This is a genomic window from Massilia sp. CFBP 13721 (genome assembly GCF_014842025.1).
GTDB lineage: Bacteria > Pseudomonadota > Gammaproteobacteria > Burkholderiales > Burkholderiaceae_D > Telluria.
The window spans coordinates 81,293-102,098 of sequence record NZ_JACYUY010000010.1 but is presented as its reverse complement, the minus strand read 5'-3'; the positions used below and the strand labels follow the sequence as shown (position 1 = coordinate 102,098).

Genomic DNA, 20,806 nt, shown 5'->3' with positions numbered 1-20,806 from the left:
GCCTGCGTGCGCTATGCTGGCGGCCACATTCATTCGGAGAGGGACGTATGGCGGATGCAGGAGTGACGGCGCTGTTGAAGGAAGCGCTGGCGCTGCACCAGGCGGGGCAGCTGGCGGCAGCGGCGGAGCGCTACCGCGCGGTGCTGGCACGCGCGCCGGAGCAGTTCGATGCGCTGCACCTGCTCGGCGTGGTCCGGCGCCAGCAGGGCGATGCGCAGGAAGCGGTGCGCCTGATCGGACAAGCGCTTGCCGTCAATCCGGACCAGGCGACCGCCCACTGCAACCTCGGCGCGGCGCTGCAGGACCTGGGCCGCAGCGGCGAGGCGCTGGCCAGCTTCGAGGCGGCGCTGGGGCGCAATGCCGGCTACCCGCTGGCCTGGAGCAACCGCGGCAACGCCCTGCGCAAACTCGGCCGCCTGCCTGAAGCGGTGGACAGCTACAAGCGCGCGCTTGCGTTGCGCCCCAACTACGCGGAAGCCTGGTGCAACCGCGCCATCGCGCTGCTCGACCTGGGGGACGCGCGCGCCGCGCTGGAGAGCTGCGAGCGCGCGCTGCGGGAAAAGCGGCCGTATCCGGAAGCAGCCTGCGTGCGCGCGAATGCCTTGTTCCAGTTGCGCGCGTTCGACGCGGCGTTGCGCGGCTATGACGAGGCGATCGCGCTCGACGCGCAGGCGCCCGAGGCGCACACCGGACGTGGCCTGGCGTTGCTCAAACTCGGCCGCGCACAGGAAGCGCTGGCCGCGTTCGAGTCCGCCCTGGCGCTACGCCCGGCGCACGCGCACAGCCAGCGGCAGCGCGGCGACGCCTTGCTGGCCCTTGGCCGGCGCGACGAGGCGATTGCCGCCTACACCCGGGCACGCACGCTGGCGCTTGAAGCCGGCGAGGACGCCAGCCAGCTCGAGTTTGCACTCGCCGCGCTCGGTGTCGGTACGGCGCCCGAGCGCGCTCCGGAAGCCTACGTCAAGGCCCTGTTCGACCAGTACGCCGGCCATTTCGCCCAGCACCTCACCGGCGTGCTGGGCTACCGCACGCCGGCGCTGATCGACGCGGCCATCCGCCGCCATGTCGACCGCGGGGACCTGGTCGTGGTGGACCTGGGCTGCGGCACCGGCCTGTGCGCACCTTTCCTGCGGCCGCTGGCGCGCAGTCTGGCCGGTGTCGACCTGTCCGCCAACATGCTGGCGCAGGCGCGCGCCACCGGGCTCTACGACGAACTGGCGTGCGCCGACATCGGCGCCTGGCTGGCGCCGCTAGCGGGCACGGTCGACCTGGCCGTGGCCGCCGACGTGCTGGTGTATTTCGGCGACCTGGACGCGCTGTTCGGCGCGGTGCGCCATGCCTTGCGGCCCGGCGGCTGGTTCTGCTGCTCGACCGAGGCGGGCGAAGAGGCCGGCTACACGCTGCTGCCGTCGAACCGCTACGCGCACACGCTGCCTTACCTGCAGCGGCTCGCTGCGCAGCACGGCTTCGCAGTACTGGAAGCCGTGCGTGCCGTCGTGCGCAGCGAGAACGGCGCCGGCATCGACGGCTACTTGCTGGTGCTGCAGGCGCACTGATTACCTGGGCGCGGGACGCGTTTTGACGGCCAGGCACAGCGCCCCGGTCACCAGCGCCAGCACCACGTGCATGCCGTAGAGCGGCAGGAAGTCAGCGCGGGTCACGCCGGCATGCCCGACCAGCAGCACCGTGATCGCCACCCCCAGCACCGACCCGAGCTGGCGCGTGGCCTGGTTGACCGCGCTTCCGACCGCGTACTGCGCCTGCGGCAGGCCGGCCACCGCCGCGCCCGAGAGTGAGGGCAGCACCATGCCGACGCCGATCCCGGACAGGAACAGGCCCGGCAGCCAATCGGTGACATAGGCCGGCTCCGTCCCCGGCACCAGCAGCAGCCACAGGCCGCTGGCCGCATACACGAGCGAGCCGGTCACCAGCAGCGGGCGGTGGCCTTTGCGCGCGGCGATGCGGCCGGCGACGATCGCCGTCGGCACCACCATCAGCGGACCGGGTGTTACCGCCAGGCCGGCCAGCGGCAGGCTGAAATGCCAGATGTGCGTCATGTAGGCGAAAAAGGCGAAGAACATCATCGCAAAGGCCGTGCCGAAGGCGAGCGTGGCCAGGTTGACCGCGCTGTAGCTGCGGTTGGCGAACAGGGCCAGGTCGACCAGCGGCGCCGCCGCCGTGCGCGCCCAGGCGACGAAGGCGCCGAAGGCGATCGCGCTGGTGGCCGCCAGCGCAGCGAGTTCGAGTCGGCTCCAGCGCGGCGAGTCGAGCTGGGTGATCGCCATCGCCACCGCGCCCACCGCCACGATCAGGAGCAGCATGCCGACCAGGTCGACCCGCGCCCGCTTGCCGCTGACGACCGCTTCGCGCAGGCGCGCCGCGCCGAACCACAGCGACACCGCCCCCAGCGGCAGGTTGATGTAGAAGGCCCAGGGCCAGCCCAGGTGCTCGACGATGGTGGTGCCCAGGCTCGGCCCGATCGCCGCCGCCAGGCCGCCGACCGCGCCCCACAGGCTGACCGCGACCGCGCGCTTTTCCTTCGGAAAAGCGTCGAGGATGATCGACAGCGAGGCCGGCGTAAGCAGGGCCGCGCCGAGCGCCTGCAGCACCCGCGCCACGATCAGCCAGGCCACGCTGTCGGCCATGCCGCAGGCCGCCGACGCCGCCAGGAACAGGGTGACGCCGAACAGGAACACGCGTTTGCGGCCATGGGCGTCGGCCAGGCCGCCGGCGGGAATCAGCATGGTCGCATAGACGACCGTGTAAGCGTTGAGCACCCAGGACAGGTCGGCCGGCGTGGCGGCGGGAAAGGCGGCCTGCAGCGCGCCGAAGGCGGCGAACAGGACGGTGCTGTCGATCGACACCAGGAACACGGCGATGCAGGCGATCCAGAAGGTTGGCCAGGGCGAGACGGCCGGTTGTGACGCCGTATCGGCGGATGGCGTGGCGAGCGTGGTCATGACGTGATCCGATCAGCGCGTGAAATCGATGTAGATGCCCGGCTCGTTCGACAAGCCGCGCTTGATCTGGCGCGTCAGCTCGTCGATCGCCACTTCGCTGTCGCCGCGTTCCAGCGCGTCGAAGGCGCGCGCGACGACGTCGTCCGGGGCGTTCTTGGGCACGTCCATGCCACGCGTGAGGTCGGTGTCGATGAAGCCGACGTGCATGCCGAGCACTTGCGTGCCTTGCGCGCGCAGGTCGTTGCGCAAGCCGTTGGTGGCGCTCCAGGCGGCCGCTTTCGAGACCGCGTAGGCCGCCAGCACCGGCGCACTGAGCCAGCTCGCGATCGACAGCACGTTGAGCAAAGCGCCGCCGCCATTCGCCGCCAGCACCGGCGCAAAGGCCTGGCTGACGCGCAGCAGGCCGTAGACGTTGGTCTCCATCATGCGCTGGGTGGCGCCGATGCTGCCCTCGTCCAGCAGGTTGCCGAGGTCGGCGATGCCGGCATTGTTGACCACCAACGTGACGTCGGCGCAGTCGCGCGCGGCGGCCGCCACCTGCGAGGGATTGGTGACGTCGAGCGCGATCGGCGTCACGCCGGGTAGCGTGACCGAGGCCGGATCACGCGCGCCGGCATAGACCTTGCGCGCGCCGTGCGCCAGTGCATGGCGGGCAAAGGCGAGGCCAAGGCCGCGGTTGGCGCCGGTGATAAGGACGGTGGCGTTCTCGAGTTTCATGGTCGTTCCTTTCAAGGTGGACTGCTGTTTGTGAATATGATGATCGTCATATTTCCGTGTCAAAAAAAACGGCTGCGTCCGGGCAGCCGCTCGTCTCAGTGGTCGTACTGTGCGATCAGCGCGGCGCGGGTGGCCGGCAGCAAGGCGCGGCCTGCGTCGCCGAGTGCGCGCGCCAGCTGCAGGGCGCCGACCAGGGCGCTGGCGAGCAGGAAGGCGCGTTCGGGCGGCGCGTCCGGCGGCAAGGCGGTACGTGCCCGTTCCACGAGGGCGCCGACGCGCTGGCGCGACGCTTCCAGCAGCGCGGCGTCCTGGCGCGGCATCTCGGAACCGAGGGCGGCGACGACGCAGCCGCGCTCGCAGTTGGCCACGTGGACGTCGGCCAGGTAGGCCTCGACCAGCGCCGCCACGGGAGTCGCGCCCGCTTCCTGCAGGGCGGCGATGCGGCGGGTGAGCGATTTAGTGCTGTCCGCACCCGCGTGCTCAATGGCAGCGGCGAGCAGCGCCTCGCGCGACTTGAAGTGGGCGTAGAAACCGCCATGGGTGAGGCCGGCTTCCTTCATGACCTCGGCCACGCCGACGCCGGCATAGCCATGGCGCCGCACGGCGCGCGCGGCGGCGTCGAGGATGCGGCTGTGCGATTGCTCGCGGCGGCTCTGTTTCGATTCGGCGTTCATGACAGGTGCCTGGAAAATATGATGATCTTCATATTATGTGCATCATATTTTGAAGTCAAGCGGCTTTTGCAACGGCCTTGACCGTGAAATGGGCGTCCTGTCGTGATCCTGTTGTGGTCACGCGCGGTCTTTTTATATTGTTCGCCTAACAAAATTGTTTGGAGAACGCTCGATGAGAAATATCCGCGTACCGCACCGGCTCGCCGCCTGCCTGCTGCCGCTGTTCGCCTTCGCCTCAACCCCGGTTTCGGCCCAGGTCGATTTGACCAGCCTCGACCGTGACATGGCCGGGCCGCGCGCCCAGGTGCTGGTGCTCGGCACGATCCACCTGCGCGGCCTGCCGCCAGGCTTCAACCCGGCCGCGCTCGATCCGGTGCTCGACAAGCTGGCCGCCTTCAGGCCGGAGATCATCACCATCGAAGACGAGAACGGCGAAGAATGCGACCTGGCGGCGCGCCACGCCGCCAGGTACGGCGCCGATTACTGCGAGCCGGTGGCGGCCGCGCGCGCCGCCACCGGGCTGGACGTGCCGGCGGCGATGGAAGAAGCGCGCCAGCTGCTCAAGGCCTGGCCTGCACATCCCACGCCGCAGGGGCGCCGCCGCCTGGCCGCCCTGTTCCTGGCGTCCTATGACAGCGCCTCGGCCTATGTGCAGTGGGTGCAGCTTGCTCCCGGGGAGCGCCGCAGTGGCGACGGGCTGGACGCGGCGCTGGTCGCCCAGCTAGAGAAGCTCGGCAAGCGCAACGACGAGAGCTACCAGATCGCCGCGCGCCTGGCCGCGCGCCTCGGCCTGGCGCGCGTGCATGCGGTCGACAACCATACGGGCGATCTCGCCGAGGTGCCCGACATCAAGGCCTTCGTGCGCGAGATCGAAGCGGCATGGGCGCAGGGCGGGGCGACGTTCGAGCCGCGCAAGAAGCGCGAGGAAGCCTTGAGCGGCGCGTCCGACCTGCTGCCGCTCTACCGCGCCGTCAACGAACCGGAAGGCTTGCGCGCGCTCGCCGAAGCCAACGTCGTCCCGGCCCTGCGCGCGCAATCGAAGGCAGGCTATCCGCAGATCTGGGTCGCCGGCTGGGAAATCCGCAACCTGCGCATGGTCGCCAACATCCGCGAAACCTTCCGCGAACGTCCCGGCGCACGCGTGCTGACGGTGGTCGGCGCGTCGCACAAGCCGTGGTTCGACAGTTGGCTGGGGCAGCTGCAGGGCGTGGATATCGTGGATGTGCAGAAGGTGCTGAAGTAGAGCCGGTTATTGCATGAAGCCGTCCAGCTCGGCCGCGATCTGCTGCGCCAGCTGGTGAATGTGAAAACCGTCGACGAAGCCGTGGTGCGCCTGCACCGAGAACGGCAGCTGCAGGCGGCCACCAGGGCCATCCTTAAACCGGCCCCAGGCCAGCGACGGGATGTCGGGCGAAGCGAGGGTTGCTGCCGGATGCTGGATCGAGGTGAAATCGAGCCAGGGGATGCAGGTGATGAAGACTTGGTCCTTGCACTGGCGCGGCGTCAGGGTCGCGTACGCGTTGTTCAGGGCCGTCATGGCGCAGGCTTGGTCGCGCGCCGCAATGCCGCGGGCGACGAATTCGCTTAGGTCGTCGGACCAGTCGAACAGGGCGAAGTTCAAATCGTTGTTGTGGTTGACGACGGTGAAGGAGGGCATCAGGCGGTCGATTTCGATGACCTCGCCCTCGAACACGCGGTAGCGGAAATTCTCGATTTTCAGCACCGCGCGCAGCACGGCGCACAGCAGCACGTGGAAGGGCGGCAGGCCCTGCGCCTTGCACCAGGGGCGATAGTCGGGCAGGTCGAGCGTGAAGCAGAGGTTGACCGCGGGGCTGTCCATGCGGTCGAAGAGCTCGAAGCGGTCGCGCCGCTTGTCGAAGTTGTGCATGATGGTTGTGCGTGTGAGGCAAAGGGCGCCATTTTCGCACATAGGGCCGAAGCCACGCCGCGTCGGCGCATGCGGTGATCCGCGTGGGCGGAGCCCACCCTACGTCAGATGTGATCAAGCACTGTGGCCGAAGCCCTTGGCGGCGGCGTGCCGTAGGGTGGGCTCCGCCCACGCGTCATCACCGCCCGATCAGCGGCGAAGCAACACCTTACTGCGCCGCCCAACCCCCATCCATGTTCCACGCCACACCGCGCACCTGCGACCCCGCCGGCGAGCAGAAGAACACGGCCAGCGCGCCCAGTTCGTCCGGCGTCACGAATTCGCCCGATGGCTGTTTTTCGGCCAGCAGCGCGCGCTTTGCCGCGTCGTTCGTCACGTTCTCGCGCGCCGCGCGGTCGTCGACCTGTTTCTGCACCAGCGGGGTCAGTACCCAGCCCGGGCAGATCGCGTTGCAGGTCACGCCGGTCTGCGCCGTCTCCAGCGCGGTGACCTTGGTGAAGCCGACCAGGCCGTGCTTGGCCGCGACATACGCCGACTTTTGCGCCGAGCCGACCAGGCCGTGCACCGACGCCAGGTTGATGATACGGCCCCAGTTCTTCTGTTTCATGCCGGGTAGGGCCAGGCGCGTGGTGTGGAAGGCGGAGCTGAGGTTGATGGCGATGATCGCATCCCATTTCTCGACCGGGAAGTCTTCGACAGTGGCCACGTGCTGGATGCCGGCGTTATTGACCAGGATGTCGACGCCGCCGAATTTCTCCTGCGCGAAGGCCATCATCGCCTCGATTTGCCCGGGCTTCGACATGTCGGCATTGTGGTAGGCGGTCTGCACGCCGAATTCCTGACTGATGTCGGTGTACAGCTTTTCGATCTGCTGGGCGTCGCCGAAGCCGTTGAAGACCAGGTTGGCGCCCTGTTCGGCCAGTGCGCGGGCGATACCCAGGCCAATGCCCGAGGTCGAGCCGGTGACGAGTGCCGTTTTACCGCTGAGCATACTGGATTTCATCTTGTCCTCTGTAAGTGGGTGTTCAGGGTTCTTGCGCGGAATTGGTAGAATTCTAATCGCTCGGGCAGTTAAAATGTGAGGCTGGGCTCAATTGAGTACCCGAGCGACGTACCGATATTGTCATCTGGAGCAAGAGCCGCAATGAGCGAACCGAGAGTGAAAAACGTGCAGTGCGCCTCGCCGGCCGGCCTGCACCGGATCGCCTACAAGGAGTGGGGCGACCCGGACAACCCGCGCGTGCTGGTGTGCGTGCACGGCGTGACCCGCGTGGGCGACGACTTCGATGCGCTGGCGCGCGAGCTGTGCGACCATTACCGCGTGGTCTGTCCCGACGTGGCCGGACGCGGACGCTCCGACCGCCTCGCCGATCCGCAGCTGTACGCGCTGCCGCAGTACGTGGCCGACATGGTGACGCTGGTCGCGCGCGTCACCGCCGGCGGCGCCGACAAGGTGCACTGGTTCGGCACCTCGATGGGCGGCCTGATCGGCATGGTGCTGGCCTCGCTGCCGGGTTCGCCGATCACGCGCCTGCTGCTCAACGACATCGGCCCGACGCTGGACGGCGCGGCCCTGAACCGCATCGCCGACTACATCGGCCAGGACCTGCGCTTTCCCGATTACGCCAGCGGCGCGCGTTTCGTGCGCGAGGTGTCGGCGTCGTTCGGGCCGCACTCGGACGAACAGTGGGACAAGCTGGCCGCCGACGTGCTGCGCCAGCAGCCGAACGGCGAATGGGTGCGCCACTACGACCTGGCGCTGGCCCAGCCCTTCAAGGCCCTGGGCGTGGAACGGGCCAGGCAGGACGAGGCGCTGCTGTGGCACGCCTGGGATGCGATCGCTTGCCCGACGCTGCTGGTGCGCGGAGAACTGTCCGACCTGCTGTCGCACGAGACGGCGCAGCTGATGACGACGCGCGGGCCGAAGCCGCAATTGGTCGAGATCGCGGGCGTGGGTCATGCACCGACCTTTGTCCAGCCCGAACAGATTGCCATCGCACGCACATTTTTAACGGCTGCCTGATTCGGCAGCCAGAACACGAAAGAGACCATGGAAATCAAACGACTTCACGTAGGCAAGCGCCTGTCCGAAACCGCCATCCACAACGACACCGTCTACCTGGCCGGGCAGATCGCCGAAGACACGACGCAAGACATCGAAGGCCAGACGCGCGAAGTGCTGGGCCACGTCGACCGCCTGCTCAACGAGGCTGGCAGCGACAAGACCTGCATCCTGATGTGCCAGATCTACATCGCCGACATGGCGCATTTCGCCGGCATGAACGCGGTCTACGACGAATGGGTCGCCTCCGGCCACACGCCGCCGCGCGCGACCGTCGAAGCAAAGCTTGCCAATCCGGCCTGCCTGGTGGAGATCGTCGTCACCGCCGCACTGCGTTAATCGTCGATGGTTTCCACCGCCGCACTCGGCGACGCCACCACGCAACTGGTCAACGGTCTCAATCCCGAGGAATGCGTGCGCGTCCAGCACGCGCTCGATTACGCTTCGGCCGCCTATGGCGAACGCGCCTGCTGGTCCGGCCAGAACGCGTTCGAGTTTTCGCTGGGCGTGGCCGGCACGCTGGCCTACCTGCGCAGCGACGTCGAAACCCGCATCGCCGGATTGCTGTTCGAACTCGTGATCGTCGAGCCGCCGCTGGTGGAAACGCTCGAGCGCCTGTTCGGGCCCGAGGTGGCCAGCCTGGTGCGCGGCGTGCAGCAGCTGATCCGCCTGCGCGACCTGACGGTCGGCCAGCAGACGGTCGGGCGCGGCAAGAACGCGGCCCAGCAAGCCGTGGCGCAGGTGGAAACGCTGCGCAAGATGTTGCTCGCCATGGCGACCGACATGCGCGTGGTCCTGATCCGCCTCGCCTCGTGCGTGACGGCGTTGCGCTGGTTCGCCGAGCAGAAGCGCTTCGACGAACTCACCCACGACTATGGACGCGAGGTGATGGACCTGTATGCGCCGCTGGCGAACCGCCTCGGCATCTGGCAGCTGAAATGGGAGCTGGAAGACCTGGCCTTCCGTTTCATGGAGCCCGATACCTACAAGCGCATCGCCAAAATGCTGGAAGAAAAGCGCATGGCGCGCGAGGGCTTCGTCGCGTCCTCGATCGAACGGCTCGAGCGCGAGCTGCAAGCGGCCGGCATCAAGGCCGAAGTCAGCGGACGCCCGAAACACATCTACAGCATCTACAACAAGATGCGCGGCAAGGACCTCGATTTTTCGTCGCTGTACGACGTGCGCGCCTTCCGCGTGATCGTGCAGGACGAGAAAACCTGCTACACGGTCCTGAGCCTGGTGCACAACATCTGGACGCCGATCCCGAGCGAATTCGACGACTACATCGCGCGCCCGAAGCCCAATGGCTATCGCTCGCTGCACACGGTCGTCACCGCCGAGGACGGACGCCCGCTGGAAGTGCAGGTGCGCACCCAGGAAATGCACAGCTTCGCCGAGTACGGCGTGGCCGCGCACTGGCGCTACAAGGAAGAAGGCGGCTCCAACTTCAAGAGCCAGAAATACGACGAGAAGATCGCCTGGCTGCGCCAGCTGCTGGCCTGGAAAACCGATATCACCAACAGCGCCGACGTCGCCGCCGCCGAGGAAGACCAGAAGGAATGGGTCGAAAAGCTGAAAGCGACCACGCTCGACGACCGCATTTTTGTCCTGACGCCGCAGGCGCGCGTGCTCGAGCTGCCGGTGGGCGCGACCCCGATCGACTTCGCCTACCACCTGCACAGCGAAGTCGGCCACCGCTGCCGCGGCGCCAAGGTCGACGGCGTGATGGTGCCCCTGAATACGCCGCTGGCGAACGGCCAGACCTGCGAGATCATCACCGCCAAGGGGCCGGCCGGCAGCCAGGGACCGTCGCGCGACTGGCTCAGTCCCGGCTACACGGTCAGCAGCCGCACGCGCTCGAAAGTGCGCGCCTGGTTCCATGCGCAGGAGCTGGCCGAGACGCTGGCGCAGGGCCGCGCGCTGGTCGAAAAGTCGCTGCAGCGCGAAGGCAAGACCGCGGTCAACCTGGAAGCGCTGGCCCATAAACTCGGCTTCGCCAAGGTCGACGACCTGTTCATCGCGGTCGGCAAGGAGAAGTTCAGCCTGCGCCATGTGGAAGCGGCCCTGCATGAAGCCGTGGAAGCGCCGCCGCTGGACGATGCGGCGGTGGTCAACAAGAGCCGCGCCTCGAGCGTGGAGCAGGGCGCGAAATCGGGCGTGCTGGTGGTCGGCACCGAGGGCTTGATGACGATGCTGGCGCGCTGCTGCAAACCGGCGCCGCCGGACCCGATCGTCGGCTTCGTCACGCGCGGCAAGGGCGTGTCGATCCACCGGCTGTCGTGCAAGAATTTCGCCGAGATGCGCTCCAAGGCGCCGGAACGGGTGATCCAGACCGAGTGGGGCCGCAGCGTGATCGAGACCGTGTACCCGGTCGACATCTTCATTCTCGCGATCGACCGCCAGGGCCTGCTGCGCGATATTTCGGACGCCTTCCTGCGCGAGAAGATCAACGTCACGGGTGTGAATACGCAGACGACCAAGGGCCAGGCGCGCATGGTGTTTACGGCGGAGATCGGGTCGACGGCGCAGTTGCAGAAGGCCTTGAGCGCGATTGCCGAAGTCGGCGGCGTGCAAGAGGCCCGCAGGTCGTAGGGGTCATTCGGACCAATGGGACGAATGACAGGTTTAACGGGTGCCCTGTGCCCACGCGTGAACGTCGCATCATGTTGGCTCCGTTTTAGAAAAGACCCAGCCAACACGGTGCTGGCTCCACGCGTGGGCACGGGGCGCCCACCCTACATGATACAAATTGCGATGCCAGCCCATCAAAACCGTATCATATAACCATGCGCCGAACCTCCCACCTTGCCACCCGCCCCAGCCTCTGGGGCCGTGCGTTGGTCCGCTACCTGCGCAGCTGGTGGTACATGCTGTTCCTCGGCGCGGTGGCCATCGTCAGCGCGTTCTCGCCCTCGAGCTATCGTGGTGCGGACCGCCGCGCCAACCGCCTGAACACGGCACGCTACATCCACGCCAGCACCTGGCAGGTGCTGCCCTGGTTCACGCTGCTGTCGGCGCTGATCAGCCTCGTCATCATCCGCATCGTGCTGGTCACCGCCATGAGCTACGGCCTGTCGCGTTATGCGCTGGAGATGGTGGTGCGGGTGCTGGTGCTGGAACTGATTCCGCTGTCGGCGGCGCTGTTCGCCGCGCTGCGCTCGAGCATGGCCTTCGACGCTTCGGCGCTGGGCCTGGCGCGCGCGGGTTTGCCCCAGGGCGAGGTGAACGCGCAAGCCTTGCGCCGCCTGCGCCGCGACCTGGTGCCGCAGCTGTTCGCGAATGCCTTTTCGGTGCTCAGCCTGGCCATGGTCAGTTCGACCATCGTGCTGCTGCTGGCCTACCTGAACGTGTACGGCCTGTCCCCATGGGGCCTGCCCGACTACACGCGCACCGTCGGCCGCGTGTTCGAGCCGGTCGTCGCCATCGGCTTCATGGTGAAAACCGTGCTGTTCGGCCTGGCCGTGGCGGTGATCCCGACCGCCGCCATCCTCGAACTGCAGCGCTATCCGCGCCGCCTCCGGTCGAGCGTGCAGCCGGGCGCCTTGCGCCTGCTGTTCGTGCTGCTGCTGATCGAAGGCGCTTCGCTGGCCCTGAAGTACATCTGACCCTCATTCATCCTTTGCCCATGACCCATACCCCACCGGACGAATCTGTCCATGAACCGGCCCACGTCGAAACCAGGGCCCTGATCCTGCTGGCGCTGGTCGCCGCGCTGCTCGTCGCCTTTGTCCTGTACGTGATGTACGCGCGCGGCGTGTTCGAGGCGACGCAGAAGCTGATCCTGACGACCGAGAATTCGGAAGGGGTCATTCCCGGCATGGACATGACCTTCGCCGGCTTTCCGATCGGGCGCGTGCGCCTGGTCGAACTGGCGCAGGACGGCAAGGTGCAGGTGGTGGTCGACGTGTCGAAAGCGGACGCCAAGTGGCTGCGCACGTCGAGCGTCTTCACGCTCGAGCGCAGCGTGGTGGGTGAAACGCGCCTGCGCGCGTTCACCGGCGTGCTCGAGGACGCCCCGCTGCCGGGCGGCGCCGTGCGCCCGATCCTGCGCGGCGACGTGACCGCCGAGATTCCGGGCCTGGTGGCCACCGCCAAGGCGCTGCTGGACAACCTGGAGAGCATGACGGCCGAAGATTCGAGCGTGGCCGGCAGCCTGGAGAATTTGCAGACCCTGACCGGGCGCCTGTCGGGCAAGTACGGGCTGCTGAGCGGCGCGCTCGGCGACGAGGAAGCGAAAAAGTTCGTCGGCACGCTGGGGCGGCTGGACGGGCTGCTGGCGAAAACCGACCAGCGCCTGTACGGCAAGAAGGGCATGGTCGACGATGCCCAGGCGGCGGTGGTCGAGCTGCAGGGCGTGCTGCAGGATGCGCGCACGACGCTGAAAAAGGTCGACGCCGTGCTGGTCGAGGCGCAAGCGGTCGGCGCGAATGCGCGCGTGGCCACCGACGACCTGGGCGCGCTGCGCGGCGAAGTCGAGGCCAGCCTGCGCAAGGTGAACCGCCTGGTCGACCAGGTCAACAGCAAGTGGCCATTCGCCGGCAAGACCGAGGAGATCAAGCTGCCATGAAGACGACCACGTTGTTGATCGCGCTGCTGCTGGCCGGCTGCGCCAGCAAGCCGGCGCCCCCGAGCTGGCAGCCGAATGCCAAGGATGCGCTCGACGGTTTTACCGATGACTACCTGCGCGGGAATACCGCCGCGGCGAATGCGGAGTTTGCGCGCGCGCGGCGCGAGACCAGCAGCACCGGGCGCGCCGACCTGGTCGCACAAGTAGAGCTGGTGCGCTGCGCAGTGTTGTCTGCAAGCCTCGAATTCGACGGTTGTCCCGGATTTGTCGCGTTGGCGCCCGACGCCACGCCGCAGCAGCGCACCTATGCCGCCTACCTCGACGGACGCTGGCAAGGACTCGACCTGGCGGCCTTGCCCGAGCAGCACCGGCCGGTCGTCGCCGGCAGTGCGATTGCCGGCATGGCCGACCCGCTGGCCCGGCTGGTTGCCGCCGGCGCTTCGCTCAAGGCAGGGCGGATCGGTCCTGAAGCGATCGAGGCGGCCACGCAAACGGCCTCGCAGCAGGGTTGGCGCCGGCCCTTGCTGATGTGGCTGGGCGTGGCGCTGCAGCGCGCGCGTGCAGCTGGCGATGCCGCCGCGGCGGCGCAGATCGAGCGCCGCATCGCGCTCGCGTCGGGCCGCTGAGCCGGCCGGCCGGCGGGCGGCCGCGCTGGCGCTTCTGCTAGACTGTGCCCATGACCGCCACCCAGACATCTCACGGGAGACGGGTGCGCGCCTTGCATCCAGCAACGCTGGCCACGCTGCTGTGCGGCTTTGGGGTGAGTGCGCTCCTGTTCTTCATCCTGCAGGCATCCGAAGATGCGCGCTACGACTTCGAGGTCGATCGCCGGGTGCAGGCGCGCGCGGCAGCGGTGACGAACAGTTTCGAAGATGCCGCCAACGCGATGCGTGCCGTCAACCTGCTGCTGGGCGCCACGGGCGCCGTGACCGACGCCCAGTTCGCGAAGTTCGCCGCGCCCCTAGTGGCCGTCCATCCGTATATCCAGGCGCTGACGGTGTTCCGCTTCGTGCCGGGGGCAGGACGGACCGCCTACGAGGCAGGGCGCGCCGCCAACTGGCCGAATTTCGCCATCAGGGAACGCGGCGGACAAGGCTTCGTACGCGCGGGCGAACGCTCCCTCTACCTGCCGCTCGAGATGGTCGAGCCGGTCCCGACCGACCATGAGGCGCACGGGTACGACATCTGGGCCTTCGCGCCGCACCGGGCGCTGGTCGAACGCGCGCTCGTGCGCCGCCAGCCGACGGCAAGCGGCGTGATCCCGCTGATCGAGCCGCGCGGCGCGCACGGCATCGTGATCGCCATGCCGCTCGCGCCGGGCAGCGGTGGCGCGGGCCCGGGCGGCGCCGGCGGCGTCACCGAAGTCGTCATTCACGTCCCCAGGCTGATCGAAGAGAACCTGCGGCGCGCCACCTTGCTGCGCCATCGCGGTGTCGAGGTGGTGCTGTCCGGCCAGGTCGACGGCGCGGCCACCATGCGGGAGGTGGCGCGCTATGGCAATGCGGTCCCGGACGAACCTGTCTGGTGGGGCACACTGGTCGGCGCCCACGTGGTCGAGCGCACCCGCCGCTTCGACGTGTATGGCCAAGCCTGGGAACTGCGCGCGCATGCGGTCGAGACGGCCGGGGTGCACGTCGGATCGAGCACACTGCTGTTCGTCTGCCTGATGTTCACGCTGGCGCTGACGGCCTACGTGAATGCGAGCGTCACGCGCCGGCGCCGGGTCGAGCAGCTGGTTGCGCTGCGTACCGCCGACCTGAAGCATGCCTCCGAAGCGATGCGCCTGTATTTCCGGGCGATCGAGTCCAGCGCCAATGCCGTGATCCTGGTCGATGCCAAGCGCGCCGGCTATCCGATCGAGTACGTCAACCCGGCCTTCGAGCGGATGCGCGGCTACGCTGCCCACGAGCTGGCCGGACAAACGCTGGAGGACTTCGTCGTCGGCCTGCCCGAACAGGCCGCCGTGCATGAACTGCTCAATACGATGCGCGCGCAGCGCGAAGGCCATGCGATGCTGCGCCTGGTGCGCAAGGACGGCAGCGAACTGTTCGCCGAGGTGTACGTGGCGCCGGTGCACGGCGCCGACGGCAGCACCGAACACTTCGTGATCACCGAATACGACGTGACGACCGCCAAGCGCTACGAGGAGGAGCTCGGCCACCGGGCGCGCTACGATACGCTGACCGGCCTGCCCAACCGCCTGCTGCTGACCGACCGCATCGAGCGGGCCATGGTGTTCGCCGGTTCGCGCGGCGGTGCGGCCTGGGTGGTGGCGCTCGACCTCGACCACTTCAAGTACGTCAACGACAGTCTCGGCCATCCGGTCGGTGACCGCCTGCTGTGCCAGGCCGCGGCGCGCATCGTGGCGGCGGTGCGGCCCGCGGACACAGTCGCCCGCACCGGCGGCGACGAGTTCGTGCTGTTGCTGGTCGACCGCAACGACGACGACCAGGCGCTGGCCACCGTCAACGACGTCCTGCACGCGCTCAGCCTCGCCTTCGAGGGCGAGGGCCAGCGCCTGCACCTGACCTGCAGCGCCGGCATCGCCGCCTTTCCGTCCGACGGCCAGGACGCGGAAGCCCTGGTGCGCAACGCCGAAATCGCGATGTACCGCGCCAAGGAAGCGGGCCGCAACACCGTGCGCTCCTACCTGCCGGGCATGAACGAGCATGTGCGCGAGCGCATGGCGCTGGCCGACGCGCTGCGCGGGGCGCTCGACGGTGCGCAGTTCGAGCTGCACTACCAGCCGCAGGTCGCACTCGACAGCGGCGCGGTGGTTGGCATGGAGGCGCTGATCCGCTGGCGCCATCCGGAACTGGGCATGGTGCGCCCCGACCGCTTCATCTCGCTGGCCGAGGACACCGGGCTGATCGTACCAATCGGCGCCTGGGTGCTGCGTACGGCCTGCCTGCAGGCGGCGGCCTGGCAGCGGGCCGGGCATGGACCCTTGCGCGTCGCGGTCAACCTGTCGTCGCTGCAGTTCCGCGAGACCGGCCTGGCCGGCATGATCCGCGCCATCCTCGCCGAGGCGCAGCTGGCGCCGTCGTGCCTGGAGATCGAACTGACCGAGAGCCTGGTGATGGACGAGGTGGAGCGCGCGATCGCGACCATGCGCGAACTGAAGGCGATGGGCGTGCAGCTTGCGATCGACGATTTCGGCACCGGCTATTCGAGCCTGGCCTACCTCAAGCGCTTCCCGGTGGACGTGCTCAAGATCGACCAGTCCTTCGTGCGCGACATCGAAACCGATGCCGGCAGTGCCGCCATGGTGGGGGCGATCATCTCGCTCTCGCACGACCTGGGCATGCGCGTCATCGCCGAAGGCGTGGAAACGGCGCCGCAGCGCGACTTCCTGCGCACGCGCCGCTGCGACGAAGTGCAGGGCTACCTGTTCAGCCGGCCCTTGCCGGTTGCCGAGTTTGGACGCATGCTGGACGGGCTGCGCGACCCGGCGCCGGCGCAGGGCACCTAAGCGCCACGCTCAGGCCGCTTCCTCGCGCCTCGGGACACTTCGCAGCGCCCACGGCAACGCATTATGAATCGTCGTCGCCGCAATCGCCGCCTGTCCCGCCGCCACCGCGATCTGGTTCAGCCCGCGCACCACGTCGCCGATCGCATACAGCCCCGGCACGCAGGTGCGCTGGTGGTCGTCGACCACGACCTTATCGCATTCCGCCGTCTCCACGCCCAGCTTCGCCGCCAGGCCGGAGCGGGCCGACTCGCCCAGCATCGGATAGAACACGTCGAACTCGCGGCGCTCGCCGTCGGCCGTATTCAGCACCGGCTTCATGTCCGGGCTCATGGTCACGCCCAGTAAAGGCGACTCGATGTAGCGCACGCCGGCCGCGGCGATCTGGCGCCGTTCGTCCTCGCTCAGGATCGGCTCGTCGCTGCGGTCGAACAGGGTCACGTGCTCGCTGAACGAGCGCATGAAGAGGGCGTGGCCGACCGGGTTGGTGTCGTTGGTGACGACAGCGATGCGCCGGTCCATCACGTCGAAACCGTCGCACACGGGGCAGAGGCGCACCGCGCCGCTGGCGACGGCCTCGCGCCAGTTCTCGATCGGCAGGCCGGCGTCGGCCACGCCGGTGGCCAGCAGCACGGTCAGGGCGCGGATCGGGTGGGTGACGCCGGCATCGTCCTGGTAGTCGCCGACAAAAAGGCCGTCTTCCAGGCGCAGGTCGGTGATCTCGCCGTGCAGCACGTCGCCGCCATAGTTGCGCAGCTGGTGGGTCAGGTTGGTCAGCAGCTGGCCGCCCGGTACGCCTTCGGGAAAGCCGGGGTAGTTGTGCGAGACCGGGATCAGGCACAGGCGGCTGTTACCCTTGTCGACGACGACGACGTTGCGCGTGAAGCGGCGCAGGTAGATGGCGGCGGTCAGCCCGCCGGGGCCGCCGCCGATGATCAGGGAATCAAAAACACGTTCGGTAATGGGGTTGGCAAGTTCGCTCATGCCCCGATTATCGGGATAGACGCCATGATGTCCTATCGGCGCGCGTGCCCAGGCCGGGTAAGTGCAGGCTTACAGATGCTGGCGTCGAGCGGATGGCCGTCGGGGCCTTCGGGCTGCAGGGTGACGTGGTCGATCCCGTGTTTGGTGAACAGCATGTCGCGCACGCGCTGCAGCACCGCCGGCCACTCGGCCAAGCTGCGGATTTCCAGATGGCCGATCAGGGCAGGGTGGCCGGGCGACATGTCCCACACGTGCAGGTCGTGCACCGAGAGCACGCCTTCGATCTCGGCCAGGTCGGCGCCGACCTGCAGGTAATCGATCCCGTGCGGCACGGCTTCCATCAGGAAGTGCGACGACTCGCGCAGGATGCCCCAGGTCGAGCGCAGGATCAGCAGCGAGACGAAGATCGACAGGATCGGGTCGATGCGCACCCAGCCGGTGAAGTAGATGATGGCGCCGGCGGCGATCGCGGCCACGGAGCCGAGCAGGTCGCCCATCACGTTCACCAGCGCCGCCCGCGTATTGATGCTCTGGGTGTCGCGCGACAGCACCCAGGCCACCAGGATGTTGATACAGGCGCCGATCGCCGCCACCACCAGCACCACGCCCCCTTGCACGGCTTGCGGATGCATCAGCCGTTGCGAGGCTTCGTAGACGATCCAGCCGACCAGCACCAGCATCGCCAGGCTGTTGACGAACGCGGCCAGCGCCTCGGCGCGCACGAAGCCGAACGAATGGCGCGAAGACGGCGGGCGCTTGGCGACCAGTTGCGCCAGCAGGGCCAGGCCGAGCGCGGCGGCGTCGGTGACCATGTGGCCGGCGTCCGAGATCAGCGCCAACGAATTGCTCATGACGCCGGTGACGGCTTCGATCACGGCAAACAGCAGCGTCAGCGCCAGTGCGATGGCCAGCGCCTTCTGGCTGCGCGCCTCGATGAAGTGGCCATGGCTGGCGTCGCCGTCGAGGTGGGCGTGCAGGTGTTCGGAAGTCGGTGCGGCGTGATCGGACATGGTGGTTCGGCGGATTGGACAGGGCGGCAGTGTAAAGGATAACCGGGGCCGAAAAGCGATGGCGCCGGCAGCAACTTTGCTACCTAACCACTTAATTCTGGACAAGACTTGCGCGACGCCGATGCAGCCCCTATAATGCACGTCATTGGGCGGTTAGTTCAGCTGGTTAGAATACTTGGTCGACATCCAAGGGGTCGCAGATTCGAATTCTGCACCGCCCACCAGAATAGCAAGGCTCCATCAAGAAGCGTAGCGAGCGGCAGCAATTTCGGTTGAGAAGCGCAGCTGTACGGAAGTACAGCGAGCATCGCAGGCCGAAAGTGCAACGCGCAGTAGCTTATTGATGGGGCCGACTTTGTAAGAGCGAGAAAGGCATCTACGGTTATGACACCGCGAACTACAACCTGGTTGTGGGGGAATCGCTAGACGCGGTATGGTGTTCTTTTGCTCAACACACTGAAATAAACGCGCCTGGTGCGCGTTTTTTTTCGTCTCAACTTTTTATCTTTCAAATTTCTCAACATTAGCGGCGTCCGCGCCAATTGGAGATCACTATGCTTAACGTGCGACTTCCCGATGGCTCCAGCCGTCAGTTCGACGGCCCCGTGACGGTCGCCCAGGTGGCGACGTCGATTGCGCCCAGCCTTGGCAAGGCGGCGCTCGCCGGCAAGGTCGACGGCAAAGTGGTGGATACCTCGTTCCTGATCGAGCAGGATGCCGATTTCGCGGTCATCACCGACAAGGACCCGGAAGGCCTGGACGTCATCCGCCACTCGACCGCCCACCTGTTGGCGCATGCGGTGAAAGAATTGTTCCCGGAAGCCCAGGTCACGATCGGCCCGGTCATCGAAAACGGCTTCTATTACGACTTCTCGTACAAGCGCCCGTTTACGCCGGACGACCTGGCCAAGATCGAAAAGAAAATGGCGGAACTGGCCAAGAAGGACGAGCCGGTCACGCGCAAGGTGCTGCCGCGCGACGAAGCCGTTGCGTACTTCAAATCGATCGGCGAAGAGTACAAGGCTGAGATCATCGCCTCGATTCCGGCCAACGAAGACGTCTCGCTGTATTCGGAAGGCAGCTTCACCGACCTGTGCCGCGGCCCGCACGTGCCATCCTCGGGCAAGCTGAAAGTGTTCAAGCTGATGAAGCTGGCCGGCGCCTACTGGCGCGGCGACTCGAACAACGAGATGCTGCAGCGTGTGTATGGCACCGCCTGGGCCAAGAAGGAAGACCAGGAGCAATACCTGCACATGCTGGAAGAAGCGGAAAAGCGCGATCACCGCAAACTCGGCAAGGCCCTCGACCTGTTCCACTTCCAGGAAGAGGCGCCGGGCCTGATCTTCTGGCACCCGAAAGGCTGGACGGTCTGGCAGCAGGTCGAGCAATACATGCGCCACAAGTACCAGGTCAACGGCTACGACGAAGTGAAAGCGCCGCAAATCCTCGACGTCACGCTCTGGCAAAAGACCGGCCACTGGGACAACTATCGCGAAAACATGTTCACGACCGAGTCGGAGAACCGTTCGTACGCCCTGAAGCCGATGAACTGCCCCGGCCACGTGCAGATCTATAACTCGGGCATGAAGAGCTACCGCGACCTGCCGCTGCGCTACGGCGAGTTCGGCCAGTGCCACCGCAACGAATCGTCGGGAGCGCTGCACGGCATCATGCGCGTGCGCGGCTTTACCCAGGACGACGGCCACGTGTTCTGTACCGAAGAGCAGATCGAGGCGGAAGTGACCGCCTTCCACGCCCAGGCGATGGAAGTCTATGACGACTTCGGCTTCAACAACATCGACGTCAAGCTGGCGCTGCGTCCGGACAGCCGCATCGGTAGCGACGAAATCTGGGACGAAGCGGAAGAAGCGCTGCGTTCGGCCCTGCGCGCCTGCGGCGTGGAGTGGACGGAATTGCCGGGCGAGGGTGCCTTCTATGGTCCGAAGATCGAGTACCACCTGAAGGATAGCCTTGGCCGTCCATGGCAGGTCGGCACGATGCAGGTCGACTTCTCGATGCCGGGCCGCCTTGGCGCCGAATATGTCGCGGAAGACAACACGCGCAAGGTGCCGGTCATGTTGCACCGCGCGATCGTCGGCTCGATGGAGCGCTTCATCGGTATCCTGATCGAGAACTACGCCGGCGCATTGCCGCTGTGGCTGGCGCCAGTGCAGGTGGCGGTTCTCAACATTTCTGACGCACAGGCAAGCTATGTGAAAGAGGTGCAAGAGCGACTGAAAAAGGCCGGCCTGCGCGTTCACGCTGATTTGCGGAACGAGAAGATTACCTATAAAATACGTGAACATTCCGTCCAAAAACTGCCATACATCTTAGTTGTTGGCGACAAGGAACGTGAAGCAAACACCGTGGCCGTGCGCGCACGGGGCAATGTCGATTTGGGCACCATGTCCGTCGATGCCCTGATCGAGCGCCTGCTTGGCGAAGTGCATTCCAAAGCCAAGTAAGCCGGCCGGT

At 67.0% G+C, this 20,806-nt stretch carries 17 protein-coding genes and 1 tRNA gene; 11 read left to right on the top strand and 7 right to left on the bottom strand.

Annotation, left to right across the window (positions count from 1 at the left end):
- Positions 1–47 precede the first annotated feature (47 nt).
- Positions 48–1,556 (top strand): tetratricopeptide repeat protein, encoded by a 1,509-nt coding sequence (locus tag IFT60_RS11730; RefSeq protein ID WP_192052155.1) that lies wholly within the window; start codon positions 48–50, stop codon positions 1,554–1,556.
- On the opposite strand, the gene IFT60_RS11725 is transcribed toward IFT60_RS11730, so the two are convergent.
- The 3 genes from IFT60_RS11725 to IFT60_RS11715 all read right to left on the bottom strand — a co-directional run bounded on the left by IFT60_RS11725 (position 1,557) and on the right by IFT60_RS11715 (position 4,351).
- The gene (locus IFT60_RS11725; protein WP_192052154.1) at positions 1,557–2,960 is read right to left on the bottom strand and encodes an MFS transporter; all 1,404 of its coding nucleotides are present in this window, start codon (positions 2,958–2,960) and stop codon (positions 1,557–1,559) included.
- A 12-nt stretch (positions 2,961–2,972) separates the two neighbouring features.
- Positions 2,973–3,677, bottom strand: a complete 705-nt coding sequence (locus IFT60_RS11720) for an SDR family oxidoreductase (RefSeq protein WP_192052153.1) — start codon at positions 3,675–3,677, stop codon at positions 2,973–2,975.
- Positions 3,678–3,772: 95 nt separating this feature from the next.
- The gene (locus IFT60_RS11715) at positions 3,773–4,351 is read right to left on the bottom strand and encodes a TetR/AcrR family transcriptional regulator (protein WP_192052152.1); all 579 of its coding nucleotides are present in this window, start codon (positions 4,349–4,351) and stop codon (positions 3,773–3,775) included.
- 172 nt (positions 4,352–4,523) lie between these two features.
- Between IFT60_RS11715 and IFT60_RS11710 the strand changes: the two genes are divergently transcribed.
- Positions 4,524–5,594, top strand: a complete 1,071-nt coding sequence (locus tag IFT60_RS11710) for a DUF5694 domain-containing protein (RefSeq protein ID WP_229510820.1) — start codon at positions 4,524–4,526, stop codon at positions 5,592–5,594.
- 6 nt (positions 5,595–5,600) lie between these two features.
- Here IFT60_RS11710 and IFT60_RS11705 read toward each other — a convergent pair whose 3' ends face one another.
- Together IFT60_RS11705 and IFT60_RS11700 are read right to left on the bottom strand one after the other, a co-directional pair.
- Positions 5,601–6,239, bottom strand: a complete 639-nt coding sequence (locus IFT60_RS11705) for a CatA-like O-acetyltransferase (RefSeq protein ID WP_192052151.1) — start codon at positions 6,237–6,239, stop codon at positions 5,601–5,603.
- Positions 6,240–6,447: 208 nt separating this feature from the next.
- Positions 6,448–7,242: a 3-hydroxybutyrate dehydrogenase gene (locus tag IFT60_RS11700; RefSeq protein WP_192052150.1), complete on the bottom strand. Its 795-nt coding sequence runs from the start codon at positions 7,240–7,242 to the stop codon at positions 6,448–6,450.
- 141 nt (positions 7,243–7,383) lie between these two features.
- Between IFT60_RS11700 and IFT60_RS11695 the strand changes: the two genes are divergently transcribed.
- The 7 genes from IFT60_RS11695 to IFT60_RS11665 all read left to right on the top strand — a co-directional run bounded on the left by IFT60_RS11695 (position 7,384) and on the right by IFT60_RS11665 (position 16,340).
- Positions 7,384–8,262, top strand: coding sequence for an alpha/beta fold hydrolase (locus IFT60_RS11695; protein WP_192052149.1), 879 nt, complete (start codon positions 7,384–7,386; stop codon positions 8,260–8,262).
- A 27-nt stretch (positions 8,263–8,289) separates the two neighbouring features.
- Positions 8,290–8,640 (top strand): RidA family protein, encoded by a 351-nt coding sequence (locus tag IFT60_RS11690; RefSeq protein WP_192052148.1) that lies wholly within the window; start codon positions 8,290–8,292, stop codon positions 8,638–8,640.
- Positions 8,641–8,646: 6 nt separating this feature from the next.
- On the top strand, positions 8,647–10,893 hold the full coding sequence (locus IFT60_RS11685; RefSeq protein WP_192052147.1) for a RelA/SpoT family protein: 2,247 nt from the start codon (positions 8,647–8,649) through the stop codon (positions 10,891–10,893).
- 194 nt (positions 10,894–11,087) lie between these two features.
- On the top strand, positions 11,088–11,906 hold the full coding sequence (locus IFT60_RS11680) for an MlaE family ABC transporter permease (RefSeq protein ID WP_192052146.1): 819 nt from the start codon (positions 11,088–11,090) through the stop codon (positions 11,904–11,906).
- Between the two features lie 20 nt (positions 11,907–11,926).
- Complete coding sequence (locus IFT60_RS11675) at positions 11,927–12,868, top strand: MlaD family protein (protein WP_192052145.1); 942 nt, start codon at positions 11,927–11,929, stop codon at positions 12,866–12,868.
- On the top strand, positions 12,865–13,494 hold the full coding sequence (locus IFT60_RS11670; protein WP_192052144.1) for a hypothetical protein: 630 nt from the start codon (positions 12,865–12,867) through the stop codon (positions 13,492–13,494). The genes IFT60_RS11675 and IFT60_RS11670 overlap by 4 nt, the downstream gene beginning before the upstream one ends.
- A 92-nt stretch (positions 13,495–13,586) precedes the next feature.
- Complete coding sequence (locus IFT60_RS11665) at positions 13,587–16,340, top strand: EAL domain-containing protein (RefSeq protein ID WP_229510819.1); 2,754 nt, start codon at positions 13,587–13,589, stop codon at positions 16,338–16,340.
- A 9-nt stretch (positions 16,341–16,349) separates the two neighbouring features.
- Here IFT60_RS11665 and IFT60_RS11660 read toward each other — a convergent pair whose 3' ends face one another.
- Both IFT60_RS11660 and IFT60_RS11655 read right to left on the bottom strand, forming a co-directional pair.
- Positions 16,350–17,321: an NAD(P)/FAD-dependent oxidoreductase gene (locus IFT60_RS11660; protein WP_192052142.1), complete on the bottom strand. Its 972-nt coding sequence runs from the start codon at positions 17,319–17,321 to the stop codon at positions 16,350–16,352.
- 32 nt (positions 17,322–17,353) lie between these two features.
- The gene (locus IFT60_RS11655; protein WP_192052141.1) at positions 17,354–18,331 is read right to left on the bottom strand and encodes a cation diffusion facilitator family transporter; all 978 of its coding nucleotides are present in this window, start codon (positions 18,329–18,331) and stop codon (positions 17,354–17,356) included.
- A 147-nt stretch (positions 18,332–18,478) separates the two neighbouring features.
- On the opposite strand from IFT60_RS11655, the gene IFT60_RS11650 reads away from it, so the two are divergent.
- Positions 18,479–18,555 (top strand) — tRNA-Val (locus IFT60_RS11650).
- Between the two features lie 330 nt (positions 18,556–18,885).
- Positions 18,886–20,796, top strand: coding sequence for a threonine--tRNA ligase (gene thrS / locus IFT60_RS11645; RefSeq protein WP_192052140.1), 1,911 nt, complete (start codon positions 18,886–18,888; stop codon positions 20,794–20,796).
- Positions 20,797–20,806: the final 10 nt, after the last annotated feature.